At 35.5% G+C, this 23,337-nt stretch carries 19 protein-coding genes and 1 pseudogene; 17 read left to right on the plus strand and 3 right to left on the minus strand.

All coding sequences use genetic code 11. The features are described from left to right. Positions 1 to 2 precede the first annotated feature (2 nt). From gnpA to galT, 9 genes are all read left to right on the plus strand, one after another. On the plus strand, positions 3 to 2,174 hold the full coding sequence (gnpA, locus tag NLJ82_RS09895) for a 1,3-beta-galactosyl-N-acetylhexosamine phosphorylase (protein WP_000824199.1): 2,172 nt from the start codon (positions 3 to 5) through the stop codon (positions 2,172 to 2,174). After that, positions 2,164 to 2,331 (plus strand): DUF6903 family protein, encoded by a 168-nt coding sequence (locus tag NLJ82_RS09900; protein WP_000646587.1) that lies wholly within the window; start codon positions 2,164 to 2,166, stop codon positions 2,329 to 2,331. The genes gnpA and NLJ82_RS09900 overlap by 11 nt, the downstream gene beginning before the upstream one ends. Positions 2,332 to 2,439: 108 nt before the next feature. Further along, positions 2,440 to 3,336 (plus strand): ROK family protein, encoded by an 897-nt coding sequence (locus tag NLJ82_RS09905; RefSeq protein WP_000710427.1) that lies wholly within the window; start codon positions 2,440 to 2,442, stop codon positions 3,334 to 3,336. Between the two features lie 68 nt (positions 3,337 to 3,404). After that, on the plus strand, positions 3,405 to 4,571 hold the full coding sequence (locus tag NLJ82_RS09910; RefSeq protein WP_000494693.1) for an SIS domain-containing protein: 1,167 nt from the start codon (positions 3,405 to 3,407) through the stop codon (positions 4,569 to 4,571). Positions 4,572 to 4,591: 20 nt separating this feature from the next. Next, entirely contained in the window at positions 4,592 to 5,740 is a 1,149-nt protein-coding gene (gene nagA, locus NLJ82_RS09915) for an N-acetylglucosamine-6-phosphate deacetylase (protein ID WP_000021538.1), read from the plus strand. A 26-nt stretch (positions 5,741 to 5,766) separates the two neighbouring features. After that, on the plus strand, positions 5,767 to 6,702 hold the full coding sequence (locus NLJ82_RS09920; RefSeq protein WP_000603957.1) for a hexose kinase: 936 nt from the start codon (positions 5,767 to 5,769) through the stop codon (positions 6,700 to 6,702). A gap of 15 nt (positions 6,703 to 6,717) precedes the next feature. Beyond that, positions 6,718 to 7,725 carry a tagatose-bisphosphate aldolase gene (gene lacD, locus NLJ82_RS09925; protein ID WP_000891851.1) on the plus strand — a complete coding sequence of 336 codons (1,008 nt, stop codon included), beginning with the start codon at positions 6,718 to 6,720 and terminating at the stop codon, positions 7,723 to 7,725. A gap of 509 nt (positions 7,726 to 8,234) precedes the next feature. Continuing rightward, a complete protein-coding gene (locus NLJ82_RS09930) occupies positions 8,235 to 12,611 on the plus strand; it encodes an endo-alpha-N-acetylgalactosaminidase family protein (RefSeq protein ID WP_000428204.1) in 4,377 nt (1,458 codons plus the stop codon). A 404-nt stretch (positions 12,612 to 13,015) separates the two neighbouring features. Beyond that, positions 13,016 to 14,506, plus strand: a complete 1,491-nt coding sequence (gene galT, locus NLJ82_RS09935; RefSeq protein WP_002081352.1) for a UDP-glucose--hexose-1-phosphate uridylyltransferase — start codon at positions 13,016 to 13,018, stop codon at positions 14,504 to 14,506. 112 nt (positions 14,507 to 14,618) lie between these two features. Here galT and NLJ82_RS09940 read toward each other — a convergent pair whose 3' ends face one another. After that, on the minus strand, positions 14,619 to 14,927 hold the full coding sequence (locus tag NLJ82_RS09940) for an ArsR/SmtB family transcription factor (RefSeq protein ID WP_001259892.1): 309 nt from the start codon (positions 14,925 to 14,927) through the stop codon (positions 14,619 to 14,621). Positions 14,928 to 15,035: 108 nt separating this feature from the next. Here NLJ82_RS09940 and NLJ82_RS09945 point away from each other — a divergent pair, with 108 nt between their 5' ends. Further along, positions 15,036 to 15,971 carry an aldo/keto reductase gene (locus tag NLJ82_RS09945; protein WP_000877937.1) on the plus strand — a complete coding sequence of 312 codons (936 nt, stop codon included), beginning with the start codon at positions 15,036 to 15,038 and terminating at the stop codon, positions 15,969 to 15,971. A gap of 49 nt (positions 15,972 to 16,020) precedes the next feature. Then, positions 16,021 to 17,196, plus strand: coding sequence for an MFS transporter (locus tag NLJ82_RS09950; protein ID WP_000832293.1), 1,176 nt, complete (start codon positions 16,021 to 16,023; stop codon positions 17,194 to 17,196). A gap of 187 nt (positions 17,197 to 17,383) precedes the next feature. Here NLJ82_RS09950 and NLJ82_RS09955 read toward each other — a convergent pair whose 3' ends face one another. Further along, positions 17,384 to 17,608, minus strand: a complete 225-nt coding sequence (locus tag NLJ82_RS09955; RefSeq protein ID WP_000162601.1) for a hypothetical protein — start codon at positions 17,606 to 17,608, stop codon at positions 17,384 to 17,386. Positions 17,609 to 17,692: 84 nt separating this feature from the next. Further along, positions 17,693 to 18,040 (minus strand): DUF4257 domain-containing protein, encoded by a 348-nt coding sequence (locus NLJ82_RS09960; RefSeq protein ID WP_000426313.1) that lies wholly within the window; start codon positions 18,038 to 18,040, stop codon positions 17,693 to 17,695. 196 nt (positions 18,041 to 18,236) lie between these two features. Here NLJ82_RS09960 and NLJ82_RS09965 point away from each other — a divergent pair, with 196 nt between their 5' ends. From NLJ82_RS09965 to NLJ82_RS09985, 6 genes and pseudogenes are all read left to right on the plus strand, one after another. Then, complete coding sequence (locus NLJ82_RS09965; protein WP_001019113.1) at positions 18,237 to 18,764, plus strand: DinB family protein; 528 nt, start codon at positions 18,237 to 18,239, stop codon at positions 18,762 to 18,764. Positions 18,765 to 18,946: 182 nt separating this feature from the next. Then, on the plus strand, positions 18,947 to 19,996 hold the full coding sequence (gene rsgA, locus NLJ82_RS09970) for a ribosome small subunit-dependent GTPase A (protein ID WP_001073062.1): 1,050 nt from the start codon (positions 18,947 to 18,949) through the stop codon (positions 19,994 to 19,996). A 305-nt stretch (positions 19,997 to 20,301) separates the two neighbouring features. After that, a pseudogene (locus NLJ82_RS28885) lies at positions 20,302 to 21,240 on the plus strand (HAMP domain-containing protein); the annotation flags it as partial. A 123-nt stretch (positions 21,241 to 21,363) separates the two neighbouring features. Beyond that, complete coding sequence (locus tag NLJ82_RS28890) at positions 21,364 to 22,182, plus strand: methyl-accepting chemotaxis protein (RefSeq protein ID WP_406566173.1); 819 nt, start codon at positions 21,364 to 21,366, stop codon at positions 22,180 to 22,182. Between the two features lie 194 nt (positions 22,183 to 22,376). Beyond that, the gene (locus NLJ82_RS09980) at positions 22,377 to 22,682 is read left to right on the plus strand and encodes a hypothetical protein (RefSeq protein ID WP_000539566.1); all 306 of its coding nucleotides are present in this window, start codon (positions 22,377 to 22,379) and stop codon (positions 22,680 to 22,682) included. Positions 22,683 to 22,934: 252 nt separating this feature from the next. Next, entirely contained in the window at positions 22,935 to 23,303 is a 369-nt protein-coding gene (locus tag NLJ82_RS09985; protein ID WP_000965078.1) for a DUF3979 family protein, read from the plus strand. Positions 23,304 to 23,337 lie beyond the last annotated feature (34 nt).

The following is a 23,337-nucleotide window of genomic DNA, read 5'->3' on the forward strand; positions in this document are numbered from 1 at the left end:
ACATGAAAAGGAAAACAGGCCGAGTTACTTTACCGAGTGAAGAAAATTTTCTTAAGGAAACGAAAGAATTAATGGAACGATGGGGTGCAGATGCGATTCGCGATAGTGATGGAACAAAACTAGATAATGATATTAAACAATTGGATGCGAAAATTTATACGACCTATTTTGTTGCTCGAGCTCACAATGAGTTCGCAGAGAAGCATATGGATGAATGCCAGCAACTTTATTTAATGAGCTTGTTCAATACTGCGATTACTGACACCCTCGAAATTGATTTTATGAAAGGCTACTTTGAGGAACAATTAAAACCGGATTACGTTCACAGTCCAAAAAAATACTGGGAGGTTATTGATCGGACAACAGGAGAAGTTGTTGACGTTAATGATTGGGAAGTAAACGAAGATCAAAATCGTGTTTTGATTACGAAGGCGATTCCTTGGCATGAATATACGGTTTCATTCCTAGTCTATGCGATTTGGGATCCAACCCAAATGTACAATCATATTACTAATAATTGGGGAGATAAGCCACATGATATTCCTTTTGATGTCAGGCAGCCACATTCTAATGAATTTATGAAAACCTATTTAAAACAATGGCTGACAGAAAATCCGGATACAGATGTGGTCAGGTTTACAACGTTTTTCTATCATTTTACCCTTGTATTCAATAATCTTGGCAAAGAGAAGTTTGTCGATTGGTTCGGATATGGTGCTAGTGTTTCAGTTGCTGCTTTGGATGCTTTTCAAAAAGAAAAAGGCTATCGCTTAAGACCAGAGGATATTGTTGATCAAGGTTATTATAATACTTCGTTTCGAATTCCAACCCCAGCTTTTTTAGATTATATAGATTTTGTTCATAAGTTCGTTGCTGAAGAAGCAAAGAAACTTGTGGATATTGTCCATGAAAGTGGAAAAGAAGCAATGATGTTCCTTGGTGATAACTGGATTGGTACAGAACCATATGGAAAATACTTTAAAAATATCGGATTGGATGCAGTTGTAGGCAGTGTGGGCGGTGGAGCCACATTGCGTATGATTGCAGATATACCACATGTTCGATATACGGAAGGGCGGTTCTTACCTTATTTCTTTCCAGATACTTTTTACGAAGGTAACAACCCGACGATTGAAGCGAATGAAAATTGGCTAACGGCGCGTAGAGCTATACTGCGTAATCCTGTTGATCGTATCGGATATGGGGGGTATTTAAGTCTAGCGTATCAATTTCCAGAATTCATCTCCTATATTGAAAAAGTTACTGAGGAATTTCGTGAAATTCATGACACAATCAAAGGTGTGAAACCATATAGCGGTCTTAAAGTTGCGATTTTGAATTCTTGGGGCAAGTTGAGAACTTGGCAAACACATATGGTTGCTCATGCACTATGGTATAAACAAATTTATTCTTATTTAGGCGTTTTAGAGTCCTTGAGTGGGGCTGCCGTGGAGGTTTCGTTCATTAGTTTTGATGATGTCATGAATGATGGGATACCAGAGGATATTGATGTAATCATTAATGCCGGAGATGTGGGCACAGCTTTTTCAGGGGGGGCTAATTGGATTAATGAAAAGTTAGTCACTACAATCAGAGCTTGGATGTATAATGGCGGAGGATTCATAGGTATTGGGGAACCTACAGCTTATCAGCATGAAGGACATTATTTTCAATTGGCAAATGTCTTAGGCGTTGACAAGGAACTCGGATTCAGCTTATCAACAGATAAATATTTTATTAATCCTGTTGAAAATCATTTTATTTCTGCTGACAGCACCCAATTTAATTTTGGTGAAGGAATGAAAAATATTTATGCGTTATCAGAAGAAACCGAAATAATCGAATATTCAAATGGAGAAGTTCATCTTTCTGCTCATCCGTTTGGAGAAGGCAGAGCTGTCTATATAGCAGGGCTTCCATACAGCGAAGAAAATACACGTCTGCTGATGCGTGCGTTATACTATGCTGCCCATAAAGAAGAAGAATTTCAAAAGTATCATGCGAGCAACATTTATTGTGAAGTTCATGCATATCCATCCATCCGAAAAATGGCGATTGTTAACAATTCGATGGTCGAACAAATGACGTTTGTCTACGATGGACAAGGAAACAGAATAGAAGTGACGTTGGCACCTAGTGAAATCAGGTGGGAGGATTTTTCAAATGAAGGCTAATATCGTATTCGTTATTAAAATTGTTGTGTTTCTCGTATGCCTATCTTTCATTATCGTCTACCAAAAGACAGCTGGTAAATTTGAACTGGGTATGATGTTAATTGGATTAGCTGGTCTCTTAGGGCTGCTTTATAATTACAATCGGAAATACGTATAAATCAATTAGGGTAAGTGGATTGATTACGAAATCGCAGGTCTATGTTCAACGATAATGAACATAGAAAACTACTCAGTGCATCAAATACAAACTTAGGGGTGCAGACAAATGAAAAAGGCAGTCGGTATTGATATTGGAGGAACGAAGATTGCAGCGGGAGTTGTTTCAGATACAGGCGAACTGCTCGAACGTACGGAAGTAAAAAGTGATCCTTTAGACCGGGAAAAAATGTTTGGTAGAGTTGTAGAAGCTGTGGAACAAGTTCTCAGAAAATTATCAGTTTCCATCTCTGATATTGAGGGTATTGGCGTTGGAGTACCGGGAAAAGTGGATTGTGAGAATGGAATTGCCGTTTTTCAAAACAATTTACCGTGGAGCCAGTTTCCTATTTCAGTCCGTTTGCAGGAGCAATTTGGAATCCAGCGGATTACGATTGACAATGATGTCTATATGGCGGCTTTTGCCGAATGGAAAGCAGCACATGTAAAAGGAAATGAAACCTTTGTCTACGTGACTATAAGTACGGGAATATCTTGTTCTATCATTCATAAAGGCTCATTTTTTAGGGGAGCAGGATTTGCTGGAGAACTAGGTTTGATCCCTGTTCTATCGAAGGGGATCAATGAACGATTAGAAAAAATCGCTGCTGGGCCAGGGATCCAGAGAATAGCCGAAAGAGATTTACAGGTAGGTACGATTTCAACAAAAGATGTTTTTGCTAGTTATATAAATGGGGTACCAGAATATCAGTCCATTATCAATGAGGTAACTGATTATTTAGCTCAAGGTCTTTATAAGATTTCCTGTTTATTAGATCCACATAGAATGGTTTTTGGTGGCAGTGTCATTGTGAAAAATCCATTTCTACTGGAGTTGATCAAAGTGAAGCTAAAGAGTTTTCAGCTTCCTGAGCAACAACATCTTTTGGAGCAGATGAGCATCAGTACATTGGCACAAAATAATGGAGTTGTTGGTGCGGGATTACGAGTATTTGAAGGTATGTAATGAGGCGGTGCTGGTCTTCTTTTCTTTTATGGAGAGAATGATGGCAAATAGGTAGAGGAGTGACGAATATGTTTACATTAAGTCAAGAAAAATTAGTTTCGTTAGGCGCATCGATAACAACGGCGGAAATAAGACGGCAGCCTGATTTATGGATTGAAACCTTTGCTTTGTATATGGAGAAGAGCGAGAGAATTGCTGCGTTTTTGCAAAAAATAGTAACGAAACATAATCGGGTTCGAGTTATTTTTACAGGCGCTGGAACGTCTGCTTATGTCGGTGATACAGTCACACCTTATGTAATAGAAAAAGTAGATGAACAACAGTGGGAAGTACTAAGTATCCCGACAACTACGTTAGTTTCAAATCCTTACCAATTTTTCAAAAAGGATTTTCCAACCTTACTCGTTTCATTTGCTAGAAGCGGGAACAGCCCAGAAAGTGTCGCTTCCGTACAATTAGCTGAGCAAATAGTAAGCGATTTGTATCAAATAACAATTACTTGTGCGAAAGATGGAAAATTAGCTAAACAGGCTGTGAATAATGACAAAAACTTATTGCTATTGATGCCCGAAAAATCAAATGACCATGGTTTTGCAATGACAGGGAGTTATACTTGCATGGCGTTAACGGCATTACTTGTTTTTGATTCTATATCGACTGAAGAAAAATCAAAGATAGTGAAAGAAATTTATCAAATGGGTGAAAGTGTCATTCAAAGAGAAGACGCTATCCAAAAGATAGTAGATTTGCATTTTGACCGAATTATTTACTTAGGTTCTGGTAGTTTAGAAGGTTTAGCGAAAGAATCACAATTAAAAATATTAGAACTGACAGCTGGAAAAATTGTCACCGCTTTTGATTCACCACTAGGATTCCGGCACGGTCCAAAATCATTTGTAAACGAAAAATCATTAGTTTTTGTGTTTGTTTCTAACAATCCGTATACACGTCAATATGATTTAGATATGTTAAACGAAATGCAACAAGACAACATTGCCAGCTATATATGTGCCATCGAGGTTAATGGAGAAACGAATTACGCTGGGAATAGGTTTGTATTTGGTAGCGAGGCACAGTCTGTACCAGATGCTTACTTAGCATTACCTTTTGTTATGATTGGGCAAACAATATCACTGTTAGCCTCCGTGAAAGTAGGTAATACACCAGATACACCTTCACCGACAGGAACGGTGAACCGTGTCGTTAAAGGTGTTACTATCTACGAATATGAGTAACTAGGGTAGGGGAAACATACATGTCTATTTTTATCTTTGCAGATAAGTTTTTTCTTGAGGGGAAGGTCGTAGGTCCTGGTTTTTTGGAGATAAAAGATGGAAAATTCGGTATCTTTTTAGAGAACAGGCCAGAAGAAGTGGAAGAAATCATTGATTATGCAGGATATTGGATTGCTCCTGGTCTAGTGGATACACATATTCATGGTTTTAGAAATCACGACGTTATGGACAATAATTTTGAAGGACTAAATCAAATATCGGTAGGACTCCTTTCTTGCGGCGTTACATCCTTTTTACCGACAACTTTAACATCCTCAATAGAATCGTTGAATAATGTCGTTGAAATGATTGGTGCCAATTACAAGAAAGTACAGGGCGCAAAAATTAAAGGGATCTTTTTAGAAGGGCCGTTTTTTACTGAAAAGCATAAAGGAGCACAAAACACGAAATATTTTTGTGACCCATCAGTTGATATGTTGAAAGGTTGGCAGAAATTATCAAATGATTCTATTAAAAAAATTGCGATTGCACCTGAAAGAAAAGGAGCAGCGGAATTCATTGAATATGCTGTAGGAGAAGAGATTATAGTAGCATTGGCCCATAGTGATGCAACTTATGAAGAAGCCAAGCAAGCTAGTGAAAAAGGCGCATCCGTTTTTGTTCATACTTTCAATGGTATGAGTCCGCTGCACCATCGTGAGCCAGGGATGGTTGGAGCAGCCATGAATTTAAAAGATGTTTTTACCGAAATCATATGTGATGGACATCATGTTCATCCTGTTGCTTTAAATATTTTAATGAATGTCCGTGGCAGAGAAGAGGTTGTAATGGTATCCGATTGTATGATGGCCGGAGGTATGACTGAAGGAACGTATCAACTTGGAGAATTTCCTGTGAAAGTAAAAGGTGGGATGGCTTGTTTGGAAAGCGGAAGTTTAGCAGGTAGCATTTTGCAATTAAAAGATGCTGTCAAAAATGTCGTCGATTGGGGAATTGCCGCGCCCGAGCAAGCAATTTACATGGCGAGTACTGCACCAGCTAAAAGTATTCAACTAGATGGCGAATGTGGGAAAATCGCTGAGGGGTATGCTGCTGACTTTATAGTACTGACGCCAGCGATGGATTTAGCAGCTACCTATCTTGATGGTGTGTGCCGTTTTCAAGCTTAAATATTTTTCTGAAAGAGGGATTTCAAATGATTTTATCTGTCACCATGAATCCATCTGTCGATATTTCCTATTCGACTCATGAATTAAAGTTAGATGTTGTTAACCGTGTGGAAACAGTTCACAAAACTGCTGGTGGAAAGGGATTGAATGTGGCGCGAGTGATTGCTCAAATGGAAGAAGCTGTTCTAGCGACAGGTGTGATTGGTGGTACGATTGGCGAATACATTATTCAAGAATTAAATAAAAACAATATTCCAAATGACTTTTTAAAAATTAAAAAAGAATCAAGAAATTGTATTGCCATTCTTCATGAAGGGATGCAAACAGAGATTTTAGAATCAGGGCCGACATTATCCAATGAAGAAGGGATAACTTTTTTAGAAAAATTTGAATGTTTGCTTACAACAGCTTCACTTGTGACAATTTCAGGTAGTTTGCCGAAAGGGTTACCGACTAACTTTTATTATCAAATGTTAGAAATCTGTAATAACAATGGAATTCCAGTGATTATAGATTCATCAGGGAAATCTTTGAAAAACGCCTTGGTGCATAAAGAAAAACCATTTGCCATCAAACCAAATAAAGCAGAATTATCTCAGTTGTTGGGCATTAACATGGAAATGGGAATCATAGATTTGAAGCAAGCATTAAACCATGAACTATTTACTGGAATTGAGTGGATTATCGTGTCATTGGGTAGTGAAGGTGCCTTTGTCAGGAATGGTGAGGACTATTACCAAGTTACGGTTCCAAAAATAGAAGTGGTCAATCCGGTTGGATCTGGTGATGCGACAGTTGCAGGGCTAGCTGTGGCATTATATCAAAATCAAACGGTTGAGACTGTTCTTAAAACGGCGATGACTACAGGAATATTAAATACGATGGAAGTTGGTACTGGTTATATTAATATAAATAAGTTTAAACAATACTTTGATCTCATTAAAATTGAAAAAATAGATTAGTAGAGGAGAATGTTGATGTTAGAACTAACCAAGAATAAATTGGAAGCTCTAAAACGTTTATCTGCTGAAAATGGCATAATTGGAGCATTGGCTATTGATCAACGCGGTTCATTGAAAAAAATGATTGCGTCTGGCGGTGCAAGTCATGTTGGAGATGAGGGCATTATCCGTTTCAAAGAATTGGTTTCTGAGGAATTAACACCATTTGCAACAGCAATTCTTTTGGACCCGGAATACGGACTGCCAGCGGCAAAGGTCCGACATAAAGAATCAGGCTTAATAGTAGCGTATGAAAAAACCGGATACGATGCGTCAGAAGTAGGACGGTTACCAGATTTATTATCGGAATGGTCAGTGAAACGATTAAAGGCAGCAGGTGCCGATGCTATTAAATTCTTACTCTACTATGATTTCGATGAAGATGAAAAAATTAATAACTATAAACATGTCTATATGGAACGTATCGGATCTGAGTGTGCTGCTGAAGATATTCCATTTTTCTTGGAGATTGTTACTTATGATGCTGAAAATGATGATGCGAAAAGTAAAGAGTACGCAAAAATAAAACCACATAAAGTGATTGAGGCTATGAAGGAGTTCTCGAAATCTCAATACCAAGTAGATGTTTTAAAAGTAGAGGTTCCGGTGGATATGAATTTTGTGGAAGGGTATACGACAGGTGAATTCGTTTACAGAAAAGAAGAAGCTGCTTCTTTTTTCAAAGAACAAAGTGAAGTAACTGAGCTGCCGTTTATCTTCTTAAGTGCAGGTGTAAGTGCTAAATTATTCCAAGAAACATTGAAATTTGCTAAAGAATCCGGTTCTACCTTTAACGGAGTGTTATGTGGTCGGGCAACCTGGAAGGACGGTGTGGCACCTTTTGCTATAAGCGGTGAACAAGCAGGTCGTGATTGGTTAAAAGATACTGGTAAAAGGAACGCTGAAGAACTAAATCTCGTGTTGAAAGAGACAGCCAACTCATGGTTTGCTAAAGTAAAACAAACAGCGGATCTTCAAAGTTAGTACGATATCTTTCCTTCTATATGTCCTTTATTTCTTTCTAGCTTTAAGTGATAATTGCATCAGAATCAATTTTTAAACGGAATGACAAATTAAGAGCAGACATTCGTCTGCTCTTTTTTTAGTGTGTCCAACATGGTGAAAACCCTAGAATGAAAATCGAGAACAGCAAGGGCAGTAGTAACTATAGCTTCGGGTAAAGGTATATGGGGACCCTTTATATATAAAGAAAATGGTAAGTACTAATAGCCATGTACAATCAAACTAATTGAATTTTAGTGGGGTTTTGCCAAAAAATACACTTGAAAAAGCTAACAATATCTTTGTATTGTAAGCGTTTTTAAAAAGACAATATACCTAAAAAAAGAAACAATATCTTTATTGTGTAGGCACTTTAAAAAAACTATTCTAAACATAAGTGAAAGCGGTGCCTTTCAGGTTTTTGTTTATTTAAAAATTAATGTGCAGGTATCGTCTTTAACCAAAATTTTAAATTCAAGGGAGGAAAAGAATTGGAAAATAAGCATTTCAAGAGAGTTTTTAATACCCTTCTTGCATGTATGTTGATTGTGCCAACACTTTTAGCAAGCATGATTGTGCCGCGGCATGTAGGGGCAAATACGTCTAATCCATGGGTTACAATTTCATCTGTTGGAAACGAAATCAATGCATTAATAGAACAAAATGGTAAGTCATATGCAAGGCTTGGAGCAGGTGCTGGCAACGATAATGGGGCTAAAGCTGCAGTTTTTCAAGAGCAGAATAAAGTCGCTAAAGAATCAGGAACGATGGAATATAGTTTTATTCCAGAAACAAAGGGACAAGATACTAGATTCGGTTTCTATCCTCATTATATTGACAATAATAATTTCGTTTTTGTAGGCTACGACTCACTTGGATGGTTCTACGAATACAAATATCAAGGGAAAGGTGAATGGCTAAAAACTAGACCTAATGTTCCACTTCCAGAGGCTGGAACTTCGCACTCTATTAAAATTGATTATAATAAAACCACTTTGAATATTACGTTAGATGGAAAAGATTTATTTGGACCGGTTACCTTATCTAATGATGTAAATAACCTTCTTACAGGTAAGGAAGCGATTAAACTTGGGGCTTATGGAGATAAAAATAGTCAAGTACTCATTGAATTAGGAAAGGCGCCTGGGGATGGAGGCACAGATCCAGGAAATGAAAAACTTGTCGACATTACGGATAATAAATTGGAAGAAGGTGATTTGAAAATTATCTCAGGTGACGGAAAAGTTACCTATAATGAAGATGGTTCAGCCACTTTCGGTGTTACATCTACCCAAAAGAATCGAATTGTCTACAACCAAATGAAGGCGATTAAAAATGGTGTTTTTGAAGCGGATGTTACTACTAATACTGATAAGATGAATCGTTTTGGATTTATCTATCGTGTTCAAAATTCATCTACATACACATATGTAGGAACAGGGGATACGAACGATCAGTATTTTGGAGAAACTTTTGGCCCTATAAACAATTGGACGTCGATGACTTCAAACGTGCCGTTAAAAGCAAAACAAACATACCATTTACGTTTAGTATTCATGGACGATGTTGCGACGTTATACATTGATGATAAAAAGGTAGATTCTTGGACTTTAACAGGTGGTGTAGATCAAGCTGGCTTACTAGGATTTGAAAAAAGCCGAGGTGCTGCCGATATTACGATTTCAAATGTCAAAATAAAGGAATATAGTGCACCAAAGCCTCCAGATACTCAACCAGTAGAAAATATAATAAAGTCAAAGTATATGGACGTCACAATTGACCAAGTATTCCCGCGGATTGTGAAATACAAAGTGGGCGATAAAGTAATGAGCGGACAGGAAGCTCCTGTTTACGGATTGAAAGTAAATGGTGGACTATACTATCCTAAAGTAAAATTTGAAAAGTTAAACGATAGTGAAGCACTATATACATTAAAAGTTGTAGATGAAATGAAAAACCTTGATGCGGTATTTAAGGTATCTGTAAAGGTGAATGATAATAAGGTTGTTTATAGCTTCGATGAAATTAAGAATAATGGTAGTGCCAAAATCGAGACGGTTGAGTTTGCTGATATGAACTTTATATCGGTAAATTCGGAACAAAAAGGTGCAAAAGCTAAATTAACGAATATTAGTACAGATGTTAGGAAAACAGGTGATGTAGATGTAAGCGTAGATTCTTCTATGGGAGAAATAGGTACATCTACTAAAAATTATACAGCATTCTTGTCAGCTGACGAATTGAGCGCAGGTGTATGGTCTAGTTCAGAAGTGGACGGCTATAAAAATTTAGTTGCAAATCGATATGTAAATAAAAATGGTGCTAAAGCAATGGGAATCGGTTCTAGTGCACTTTATTATCAAAGAGATTTTATGCCAGAACCACAAAAAGATAAACCAACTATTAAAATAGCTATTGCTAAAGATTTGAATAATGATAATAAGGCAGACTGGCAAGATGCGGCGATTGCATACCGTGATATTATGCAAGACATTAAAGGATACCAAGATGTAAACAATAATGTTGGAATGCGTATTGCAATGAATTTCGGCTCACAAGCGCAACAACCATTCTTAAAAACATCCGATAATGTGAAAAAGGTTGCTCTTGCTACAGATGAATTGGGGCAAGCGGTCATATTAAAAGGATATGCAAACGAAGGGCATGATAGTGGTCATCCAGATTATGGTGATGTGGGCGAACGTATGGGAGGCGTTAAAGATTTAAATACGCTTATTAAAGAGGGACATAAGTATAATACCCAATTCGGTGTCCATATAAATGCTCAAGAAACTTATCCAGAAGCGAAAGCTTTCAATAATGATTTTATTGATCGTCCAAGTTCATTAGGATGGGGATGGTTAGATCAATCTTATACAATTAATAAATTAAAAGATTTGTATTCTGGATCGCGTGCGAAGAGACTAGATGAATTGAAAACGACTGTTCCTGATCTTGACTTTATTTATTTAGATGTATGGTATCAAAATCAATGGGAATCAAATAGAATAGCAGATCAATTTAAAGATAGAGGTTGGAGATTAACAACGGAATTTGGTGGTTCTATGGCCAATTACTCAACGTGGCAACATTGGGCTACTGATAAAAACTACGGTGGACCGGAAAGTAAAGGGATTAACTCAGAAGTACTGCGTTTTATTAGTAATCACCAAAGAGATTCTTGGGTGTTGAATTGGCCTGAAGTAGGTGGAACTGCTGACCATCCATTACTTGGTGGATTTGAATTAGCTGGTTTCGAAGGATGGCAATCTGATAAGAATTTCGATAACTTTATTCGTATGACATTTGATACGAATTTACCTACTAAATTCCTACAAAAATATTATATAACGAACTGGACAAATGTAGAAGGGGATAAGAGCAAGACGAACTTAGAAAAGGAAATAAAATTGAAGGACCCAAGCAATGGGGATGTTGTCGATGTAACTAGAAAAGACAATGCTAGAGAACGTGTTATTAAGCTAAATGGAAATGTTATACTTGATGGCCATGCGTATTTAATTCCTTGGGTGAAACAAGACTTTAAAAATCCAACTGCTGATTCAGAAAAATTATATCACTGGAATTTGGAAGGTGGTACAACGACTTGGACACTTCCAGATGAATATAAAAATGCCACTACTGTTTATGTATACAAATTGACAGATCAAGGTAGAACAGATGTGAAAGAAGTAAAGGTCGTAAATAATAAGATAACTTTGACAGCAAGTGCCGCAACTCCTTATGTTGTCGTACCAAAAAGAGATAAGGGTTTGGAAATCTTTGACTACAATTGGGGCAAGGATGCTCATATATATGATGGGGGATTCAATACAGGAAAAGTAAGCGCATATACAACTATTGAGGGTGATAATAAAGCAGTAAGCGTCATCAGAACGAATCAAACTGGAAACAACCGTAATGTAAGTAGTGGAGATTACTACTTAAACATTGATAGTCCATCAAAAGATACAACTGTTTCCCGTGTCCTTACTGGTTTGGAATCAGGTAAAAATTACGTAGCAGAGGTATATGTTGAAAACAATAGTGATGTAAAGGCCGGAATTACAGTAACAGGTGGGAAAGAAGATGCTAGCAATTACACACTTCGCAGCCTGCAAAAGAACTATGTTAAGGCAGATTCACATGCCACAAATGATGGATACAACAGCAAAATGCAAATCATGCAAGTGAGCTTTACAGCTGTATCTAATAGGGCTAAATTAACTCTAAGCCGTGATTCTGGGAAAGGGAACACAAAATTTGATGACATTCGAATCGTTCAAAAGTCTTTAAAAAATAATGTCTCACCGACGGAATTTAAACAAGATTTTGAATCGGTAGTACAAGGTATTTATCCGTTTGTTATTGGTAATACAGAAGGTGTAGAAGACAACAGAATTCATTTGTCTGAATTGCATGCTCCATATACGCAAAAAGGATGGGCAGGTAAAAAATTAGTCGATGATGTATTAGGTGGGAATTGGTCCGTTAAAGTGAACACCGGAAATAAAGGTTTGCTGTACCGTACTATTCCTCAAAATTATCGTTTCGAACCAGGCGTAACTTATAAAGTATCATTTGACTACCAAACAACAGCAAATGCATTCCGCTTTATTTCAGGGGATCAAGAAATTGATGTTCGAGACATTGCGAGTGCAAAGGGATTGAGTGTGAATAACACTCTTACTGCATCTACTGACACAAAAACAGCAGAGTTTACTGTGACAGGTTCTGAGAACGGTCAAACTTACGTTGGAATTTTCAGTTATGGAACGAATTTAAATGGAGATACCGGAGCAGGTACGTTTATTTTAGATAATTTACGTATTGAAAAGGTGACTTCAGGTGGAGCGTCACAGAGATAAAGAATCTGAATTTTAAGGAAAATGTAGTTTTATAGCTAGTGTAATATCGTAAATTAGAGGCCTATCTCGAAGGAGATAGGTCTCATTGTATTCATTAAATCATCGGAAACTGCTTTTGAAAAATGTTCTTTTGTATGTTTTTAGTGAGATAGTAAAAATGAAAAGCAACATGTCTAAAAAATACGACAAGATGTTGATTGTAGAAGTGTTTTTACGTACGTATAATGTAACAAAATAGCTTGCTAAACGGGCGATTCTAGTATGCTAATAGCTTCTTCGGAGAAAGCAAAACGTATATTCGAATGGTGGTTATCCCATACGTCCGTTCATAAAATGATAAAAGGTACATAGAACTTGCATCGTAACAACCTAAAACGCTATGAGACTAGAGGAGGTAAATGATGATGATATATCAAGCTATCCAGCAGTTAATTGATCGTGCTATCAAAATTCAATTAATTGAACAAGAAGATGCAATATATACAAGGAATAAAATCCTTGCCTTACTTCGTTTAGATGACTTTGTAGTGGAAGCACCAGCTCCTGGGCCTGCAAAGAAAGCAATTTCGGAGCTGTTGGAAGAGTTAATAGAATATGCTTGTATGCATAAAGTCATTGAGGAAGTACTGGATGAGAAGGAGATTTTAGCAAGTGTAATTATGGATGTTTTTATGTCCAAACCGTCCGTTATCAATACTCTATTTTATGAAAAATACGAACAAAATCCGAAGGCTGCGACAGATTACTTCTATGAATTAAGTAAAAACAGCAACTATATCCAAATGAAGCAAATTGCCAAAAATATAAATTATAAAGTAAATACGGAATACGGTGCCATTGATATAACAATTAATTTATCAAAACCAGAAAAAGACCCTAAACAAATTGCTAAAGAAAGAGTATTGGAAAATACAAATTATCCAAAATGTTTACTCTGTATAGAGAATGAAGGATATAGGGGCAGAATTGGACATCCTGCACGCTCGAATCATCGTATGATTCGAATGAACATTACAGATGAAAGCTGGTTTCTACAGTATTCTCCGTATATATACTTCAATGAACACTGTATTGTATTGTCCTCAGACCACCGGGAAATGAAAATTGATCGTCAAACATTTTTACGTTTATTAAAATTTGTAGAAAAATTCCCGCATTATTTCCTTGGTTCCAATGCAGATTTGCCAATTGTAGGAGGGTCTATTTTAACACATGACCACTATCAAGGTGGAAACTATGAATTTGCTATGGCAAATGCATCGAACGACCTAATTTTTGAACTAACTAACTTTCCAAAAATGCAATGTTCGATTATTAAATGGCCTATGTCAGTTATTCGCTTAAGAAGTAACGACATAGAACAAATAGTAAATGCAGGGGAGTACATATTAGAGAGTTGGAAGGGATATAGTGATCCTTCTGTTAATATATTTGCATTTACGAATGATGTTCCGCATAATACGATTACTCCTATTGCTCGTTACCGGAATAATATGTACGAATTGGATCTAGTTTTACGGAACAATTATACAAGTGAGGAACATCCACTGGGTATTTTCCACCCGCATGCGGAAATACAACATATTAAAAAGGAAAATATCGGTCTGATTGAAGTAATGGGGCTAGCTGTACTTCCTGCTCGTTTAAAAACAGAACTTCAGGAAGTGGGGAAATTCTTACTTAATATTCCAAATAATATTCCAGCACCTCATATACAATGGGCAGAACAATTAAAAACCAAATATGAAAATAGGATGAATGAACAAAATATACAGGAGATTATCAGAGAAGAATTGGGACAGAAATTTATTCAGGCGCTTGAAGATGCTGGTGTTTTTAAACGAGATGAAGAAGGGATATCAGCGTTCAAACGTTTTATTCAAACTTTAATTTAGGAAGGGATTTGGTAGTTATAGTGAAGAACAAAAGCCTCAATGAATAAAGCTTCACAGTATTAAAAAAATAGAAAAAACTAAACAACATCTCATATTCCTATGAGATGTTGTTTTAGTATGGTTCTGTTGCATGTATTATGACATCTAATAAACCGGGGAATCTAGCATTTAAGTCATCTTCACGAATTGAAATGAAACGTTGTGTGCCTTCAAGGCGTGTATACATAACACCAGATTCACGTAAAACTTTGAAATGGTGAGATAAAGTTGATTTCGCAATTGGAATATTTAACGCACCACAAGATTGTTCCTTTTTCTCTAGTAGCATAGTTACAATTTGTAAACGAATTTGATCACTAAGTGCATATAAAATAGAAGAAAATTGAATTTCTTCTCGATTTGGATGATAGAGAGTACGCATTTTTTCACCTGCTCGTATAAGTTAATATATTTGCACTATAACATATAAAGTGATATATTTCTATTGTTCGAATATATTCGAACAATAGAAATATAGGGGGAGAAAAAAATGAAGTATACAAAATTGCAAAAGGCAGGACTACATATTTCAAAGTTGGGGTTAGGAACAAACGCTGTAGGGGGACATAATTTATATGCTGATGTGAATGAGGAAGAAGGAAAACAATTAATAGAAGAAGCTATGGGGCAAGGGATTACCTTTATTGATACAGCAGATTCATACGGTTTCGGCAGATCAGAAGAATTGGTAGGGGAAGTATTGAAGGGAAAACGCCACGAAGTTGTACTTGCTACAAAAGGTGGAATACAACCGTTATTAAATGGAGAGGTTTATATGAATAATGAACCGAGCTATTTAAGAAATGCTGTAGAAAATAGCTTAAGAAGATTACAAACTGATTATATTGATTTATATTATTTACATTTTACAAACCCAGAAACAAGTTACATAGATTCAATTGGAGAACTTACTCGCCTAAAAGAAGAAGGGAAAATTCGTTCAATTGGAATATCTAACGTAAACGTAGAGCAATTAAAAGAAGCGAATCAGCATGGGCACATAGATGTTGTACAATCACCGTATAATATGTTAGATCGTACTGCTGGGCAAGAACTTTTGCCATATTGTATAGAATCAGGTATTTCATTTATTCCTTACGGGCCTCTTGCTTTTGGGATACTAGGTGGTAAATATACAGAAGATTTCAAATTGAATAAAGGAGATTGGCGTCAAAGTGTAAATCTATTTGAAGAGAATACATATAAGAGCAACTTTAAGAAAGTTGAAAAGTTAAAAGACATAGCTAAAGAAAAGGATCTCGAATTATCACATTTAGCTTTAGCATGGTTATTAAACCAAAAAGGAATTGATACTGTTATTCCTGGTGGGAAACGAGCGGAGCAAATAAGAGAAAGTGTAAGAGCGGTGGAAGTTTCATTGAATGAAGATGTCATGAAAGAGATTGAATCTATTTTAGAAGATTAGTTGAAAGGAGGGATAATTCCCTCCTTTTATATAAAAGGAGAAGATTTAAATGAAAAGAGTACTAGCTGTATTCTTTACAATCATGTTTATGATCGGTACAGATACTTTCTTAATTTCACCACTGTTACCCACATTACAACAGGTGTATCATATTTCAACTGAGTTGTCAGGGTGGATGGTGAGTTCATATGCTTTAGGATACGCTGCATTTGCACTTATCGCTGGTCCTATATCAGATAGTTTAAACAGAAAAAAAGTGATGGTAATAGGAATGAGTTTTTTTGCGTTAAGTACGTTTTTATGTGGAATTGCACCGAGTTTTCTATGGATGTTAACATTTAGATTTTTAGCAGGTGTAAGTGCAGCCTTTGTATCTCCACAAGTGTGGGCATCTATTCCACTGCTTATAGAGAAGGAACAAATTGTAAAGGCAATTGGGATTGCAACAGCAGGATTGTCACTCTCTCAAATTTTAGGACTGCCAGTTGGATCATATTTAGCAATGATACACTATACAACACCATTCTTCGTCATTGGTATATTATCAGCATTACTTGTCATTCTTATTTATGTAGTATTACCAGAAATACAACCGGTTCATATAAGGGAAAATAAAATAAATATCTTAAAGCACTATAAACAATTACTTTCAGATTCTAAGGTTTCACTTTCTTATTTTGCATATTTTGTTTTTCAAACTGGTAATTTTGCTGCATTTTCATTCTTTGGTGTGTGGCTGTCTATTCAATTTGGCTTGCAAATTCATGAAATAGGCACAGCTATGCTCGTATTAGGATTAGGAAATTTAACTGGTAATATTTTTGGACCTAGAATCGTAAATAAAATTGGTTATAACCTTTCATTCTATGGTGGAATTATATTTACAGCAGTGCTATATGTATTACTTCCCCATGTAAATAACATTATATTGGTGGAGTTATTGTTCTTTGTTTTATTTTTTGTAACAGGAATTTTGTTTGTATTAATGATGAGGCACTTACAAAATATGTCTAGTGTAGCAAGAGGAACAGGAGCCGCGCTTGCAAATGCTTCTATGTATATTGGTCAAATGATTGGAGCGGCAATAGCAGGAATGTTATTTGCAGCATCTCACAATTTTATATTTGTAGGTAGTTTTACTGCAATATTATATATTATAGCTGTATTTCTGTTTAGAAAAAGTGAAAAGCTTACTGAAAATAGTGAAACAGGAATTGCGTCATAAAGTCTTTACAAATAAAAAAGAGCCCAAAAATAAAAATCCCTATAGAGATAGGGATTCATATATCGGCATATAGCTCCTTGGAAAAGGATATACTGAGTATAACATATAGGACTACTTATAATTGTGAAATAGTTGTGAAAGTAATGTGAAAAATAACATAATAAAAAGCACTGTTTTAGCTAATGAACTAAAACAGTGCTTTTCTCTTTGATTGAACAGTTGCTGCATTTTCATCATGTATGCCTGCATCTTTAATAATTCGTTGTTTAGCTTTATTTAATAGATGGTTTACTGCTTCTCCAAAATAGTTAGCTTCGCTTTTTGTGCGGGCTTCTCGTAAACATTTATAGTTTTCTAGCAGTTCCTCTTTTTCAGTGTCTGTTAAGAAATCTTCTATTTTCTTTTTTGTCATACGAAACACCCTTTCTTCTGACAAACGACGCAATAGAAAATATTTATTGTTTATTATAGCAATAATTTTCAAAAAAAGTATAGACTAACGTCGCAATAATTTGTCAATTTCTTGAATCTTCTCATCAGCTTTCCCGATTTGCGTATTTTTAGCCTGTTCGCCACCAAGAGCTTGATGTAGTAAAAAAGTCTGACCGGAAATAGCAGTCACAATGGATACTTTAATAATTTCTTTTATTAAGGTGACATCAAATAAAACGAGTCCAAGAAGTGCAGCTAGACTACCAGTGAAAATATCAGTCAAAAACCCAAAGTGAAAAAAAGTCTTCAAACGGCGTGGAAGCAATAACTTACCTTGGTTATTGATTAGATGGGAAACGAAACCGGTAATGCCACCAACGAGTATAGCAGTTAGCCATTGATACATTTCCATCGAATCCACTCCTTTTAGTGAATAAGATTCGATTATTTTATATTGATTCCTTTTAATATTTCATAGAAGCATATTGAGAAAGTTTGTTTGGGGGTATTACGTATTCAATTTAATTATAATAGAAAAATCTGATATATTTCAGTCTATTATATGAAGCTGTTATTCCTTAATATGAATACAGAAAAGGGTGCGTGATATGAATATAGATTACCGAATAAGAAGTGTGGATGGTTATACAAAAAATATAGGGGAATTAGTAAGCATGCTGGAGCATACGAGGGCTGTAACATTACAGGAAATAAACGATCTATCAGTTGAGCAATTAGATTCAATTATGTCAAGTGGTGGGAATTCTATCGGAGCTTTATTAAAGCATATAGCAGCTATAGAAAAAGCTCACCAACTTATTTCATTTCAAGAACGTGACTTTACAAAAGAAGAATTAGAAATATGGGAAGACGCACTCTATTTAGGGGAATCGGGGAGAACGATTCGTGGACATGAAATACAGTATTATGTACAACTTTTGCAAAAAGTTCGAGAAGAATCTCTGAAGTATTTGAGTGAACAAGATGATGCATGGCTAATGTCAGAAAGAAAGTGGCCTAACGGTGTAGCGCATAACCAGTACTATCTATGGTTTCATGTGCTAGAAGATGAGATTAATCACCGTGGACAAATTAGAATGATGAAAAATAAAATGTTTGAAAATTACGTTAAATAAGGTAGCTTTTTAAATAAATATTCCATATAATGAGAGTAATTAAAAAGAGAACGGGGTGATGTATTATGGCGAAAATAACTTATAGGAATAATAAACCAAATACAAAGGTGGATGGAAAGGGCGAGACTATATAAGGGAGCGCACGATCCTTCCGCTTAGCTTACACTAGGGAGGATATCAATTTGAATCAAAATATTTTAGAATCGTTCGGCTGGGATTCTTTTTTTGAGGAACAAGCTGTTGAGAACTTTGAAGTAGGACGAATTTTACTTGAGCATAAGCATATATATCGAATTATTTGTAATGATGGTGAATATATGGCAGAGCTGTCTGGAAAGTTTCGACATGAAGCAGTAACGAAGGGAGATTATCCAGCAGTTGGTGATTGGGTGTATATAAAGAAAATAGAGAATGAAAAGAAAGCAATTATTCATCGTATTTTTCCAAGAAGAAGCTCTTTTTCTAGACAAGAGGCTGGTACTCGAACGGAAGAACAAGTAATAGCAGCAAATGTAGATTATCTATTTTTAGTGAATGCACTTAATCATGATTTTAATGTAAGAAGAATGGAACGTTATTTACTATTAGCGTATGAAAGCGGTGCAATGCCTGTTATTGTTTTAACAAAGAGTAGTTTATGTGAAGATGTGGAACAGAAAATTATAGAAACGGAAGCTGTGGCAATTGGTGTTCCAATCTTCGTCGTTGATAGTGTAGAGCATACCGGTATTGAATCGTTGCAGCAATTCGTTACTTCAGGAAAAACAATTGCTTTAGTCGGGTCATCAGGGGTTGGAAAATCCACTTTGTTAAATGCACTTATAGGAATTGAAGTAGCAAAAACGAGAGATATTCGTGAGGAAGATAGTAAAGGAAGGCATACGACAACTCATCGTGAATTGTTTCGATTACCGAGTGGTAGTTTAGTTATTGATACTCCTGGTATGAGGGAGTTGCAGCTTTGGGAAGGAAGCGATGCAATTCAAACAACATTTTCTGATATTGAAGAACTAGGAAAAACGTGCCGTTTTAGGGACTGCAAGCATGAAAATGAGCCAGGGTGTGCAGTGCATAAGGCAATTGATAACGGAATGATTACGATAAATCGTTTGCAAAGTTATAAAAAATTACAAAGAGAACTAGCATATTTTATGAGAAAACAAGATGCTATTCTTGCAAGAGCAGAGCGTGAGAAGTGGAAGAAGATTTCCAAACAACATAAAAAAATGTAAGAAACCAAAGGAATATTCCTTTGGTTTTTTACATTTGTAAATTTTATAATAATATTATTCAAATATATAGACAAATAGAATTTATTTGTTTAAACTTTACAAAGTATTCATCATAATAGGTTATGAAAATAATAATTCGGGAATGGAAAATATTTACGATTAACGAGATTTACCTTATAAAATTGAAAAGCAGGAGGTTTGTAATGGGTAGACTATTAAATTGGTTTCGTGATATGAAAGTAGCAAAAAAACTATTAATTTCATTTTTTGTCATTTTAATTGCAGCTGTCTCTATTATTGGAGGCATGTCTTATCAAACAGCTAAAAAGAATTTTGAATCACAAATTACGAGTAGTGCTCACGACAATATAAAAATATTAGATAATTTAATCAATCAAATGATTGAGGCAAAATTTAATGATATAAATAATTTTGCGCGAGTGATTCAAGGGAATATGTATCAAGGGGAAAATCAAGATGAATTAAGAAAGATGTTATCTCAATATATTAATTTAAATAAAGATGTTGAACAAGTATACGTTGCTGGAAATGATAAGAAATTTGTGCAAGAACCAAATATACAAATGGCAGCGGACTATGATCCAACAGAACGTTCTTGGTATAAAGATGCAGTGGCAAAACAAGGTGGTATTGTAATTACTGAGCCGTATAAGGCAAAAGGAAATGGACATATTGTCGTAACGATTGCAAAACAAGCAGAAGATAAAAACGGTGTTGTAGCGATAGATTTAAGTTTAGATAATTTATTAAAAACAACGAAGTTAATTAATATTGGTAAAAAGGGATATGCTTTCATTTTAGATGGGAAACAAAAAATAATTGCACATCCTCAAGAGAAGTCAGGAGAAAAAGCATCTGATTCTTGGGCGAAGAAAATTTATGAAGATAATCATGGTGCTTTTTCATATATGTATGACGGTAGCGAAAAACAAATGGTATTTGCTACAAATGTAAAAACAGGTTGGAAAATCAGTGGGACGATGTACTCAAATGAAGTAATTGAAGCTGCGCAGCCTGTATTTTATAATATGTTAATTGTTATGTTCATTTCATTAGTTATAGGCGGGGCACTTATTTATTTTGTGACACTTTCTATAACGAAGCCATTAAAAAGATTAGTTGTCACTTCTAAAGAAATAAGTGAGGGAGATCTAACGCAAACCATCGAAATTCATTCTAATGATGAAATTGGTCAACTTGCAAAAGGATTTAATGAGATGACTGATGCATTGCGAACATTAATCGGAAGAATTAATACTTCGGCTGGACATGTTGCAGCAGCATCAGAAGAGCTAACGGCAAGTGTAAGACAAGCGAGTGAAGCGACTGAGCAAATTACAATGGCAATGGATGAAATATCGAGTGGGGCAACAACACAAACAACAAGTGTAGAAAATGGTGCAATGTTACTATTTAATGTAACAGAAGGAATTCAACATGTAGCAAATAGCTCATCATCAATTAGTACGGCTTCTGCGCATACTCGTGAAAAAGCAGAAGATGGTGGAAAACTAGTAGGAAAAACAGTAAATCAAATGCAGTCTATTGCAGAATCTGTTTCACAGTCAGATGAAGTTATACAGTTATTAAATAATAAATCAAAACAAATTGGTGACATACTAGAAGTCATTCAAAATATTGCAGATCAAACAAATCTTCTAGCTTTGAATGCGGCAATTGAAGCTGCAAGAGCAGGAGAGCACGGAAGAGGATTTGCAATCGTTGCAGATGAAGTACGTAAATTGGCGGAGAAGTCTAGCGTATCTTCTAGTGAAATTAGTAAATTAATAAGTGAAATACAAGATGACATGAGTAAGACGGTAAAATCAATGGGGCATGTAAATGAAGAAGTTCAATCTGGACTTGTAATTGCGAATGAAACGAAGCAAAACTTTACTGAGATTTTACAATCTACAAACGAAATTGCCGATCAAATTAAAACGATGGTTGAAACGGCTAACGGGATGTCAAAAGGTGCAAATGAAGTGTCTATTTCGGTAGGACAAATTGCAATGACAGCGCAGAATAATGCGACGAGTACTCAAAACGTTGCAGCATCAGCGGAAGAACAATTAGCTTCGATGGAGGAAATTGGTTCTGCAGCTGGTACGCTTTCTCAAATGGCTGAAGAGTTACAAGTATTAATTGAAAGATTTAAAGTTTAATAGAGAACAGACTACTCCAAGATAGCAGTATGCTATTGGAGTAGTCTATTTTTTTTGTAAAATTAAATAGAAATACACAATACTTTTATGAGGTTTAAATATATATTTTGTATAATATTTGTCGAAAAATAAAGGTATTTGTTAACTTTGTGTATAATTATAATCATATAGAATACAAATAAAAGGAGATTCGTATGGGAGTGTATTGGGGGACAAAAAGACATTCTTGGCTTAGTTATGTCTCATTTTGGTTAAGTATTTCATTTTTTATTGTTTTTCTCATTGAAGTGTTTATTTTTAAAACACTTTCAAATAGTTCAGTGCAAATTGTTAAATATTTTTATTTTATATTTGTACCAGTAAACATCTTTCTTAGTTTAAAGTTACTCTTTAAGAAGAATGAAAAGAAAGCATTACCTATTTTTAGTTTTATAGTATCATTATTATTTACAATTCTAATACTAGTATTAGCGTTAGCAGCTACTGGGAAATTCTTTTAAGGAGAGTGATGTAAATCACTCTCCTTTTTTGATGTGAGCAAATAATGATTGGGAATAGGTTTAAAATTTAAGGAGGATTAAGTAATAAAGTAAGCCACATAATAATGAAGACTGAATAAAGTGTTTTTATATACTTATGAAGCAAATGAATACGGTTAGAACGTTGATATATGGTACAATACATATGGATAGTGATAGAGATAAAGAGTATATAAAATACTCATCGTTTTTTAGTAAGAGAGGGGTTATCTTATGCTATACGAGGATTTGATGACATTATTTCAAGCAGCTCCGAAAGAAGAAGGTAGAGGCGCTTGGAAATATATAATCCAGGAACGAAATGATAAATATGAAATTGTTAATGAAATGTTGAAAAATCAAATGAGTGTTGAATTGTATTTTAATGAATATGATGAGGTGAAAATCACTTTATATAAAGATGGAATGCCTATTTCGACGATGCAAAGAATTGCGATTTCAAAAGTTGAATTAGATGAAGAAGAAGAAGGGATTCAATTCGTTTTAGAACGTATGCCTAGTCGAATGATTCGGTTGCAATTAAAGCCATATTTGGCACTCGAAATGGGGCCGTACTGGGAAGTATGTGATGATTGTGAGTAAATATATATAAAAAGCATCCAATAACATGGATGCT

It is taken from the genome of Bacillus paranthracis (genome assembly GCF_024296885.1).
In the GTDB taxonomy this organism is placed as follows: domain Bacteria; phylum Bacillota; class Bacilli; order Bacillales; family Bacillaceae_G; genus Bacillus_A; species Bacillus_A paranthracis.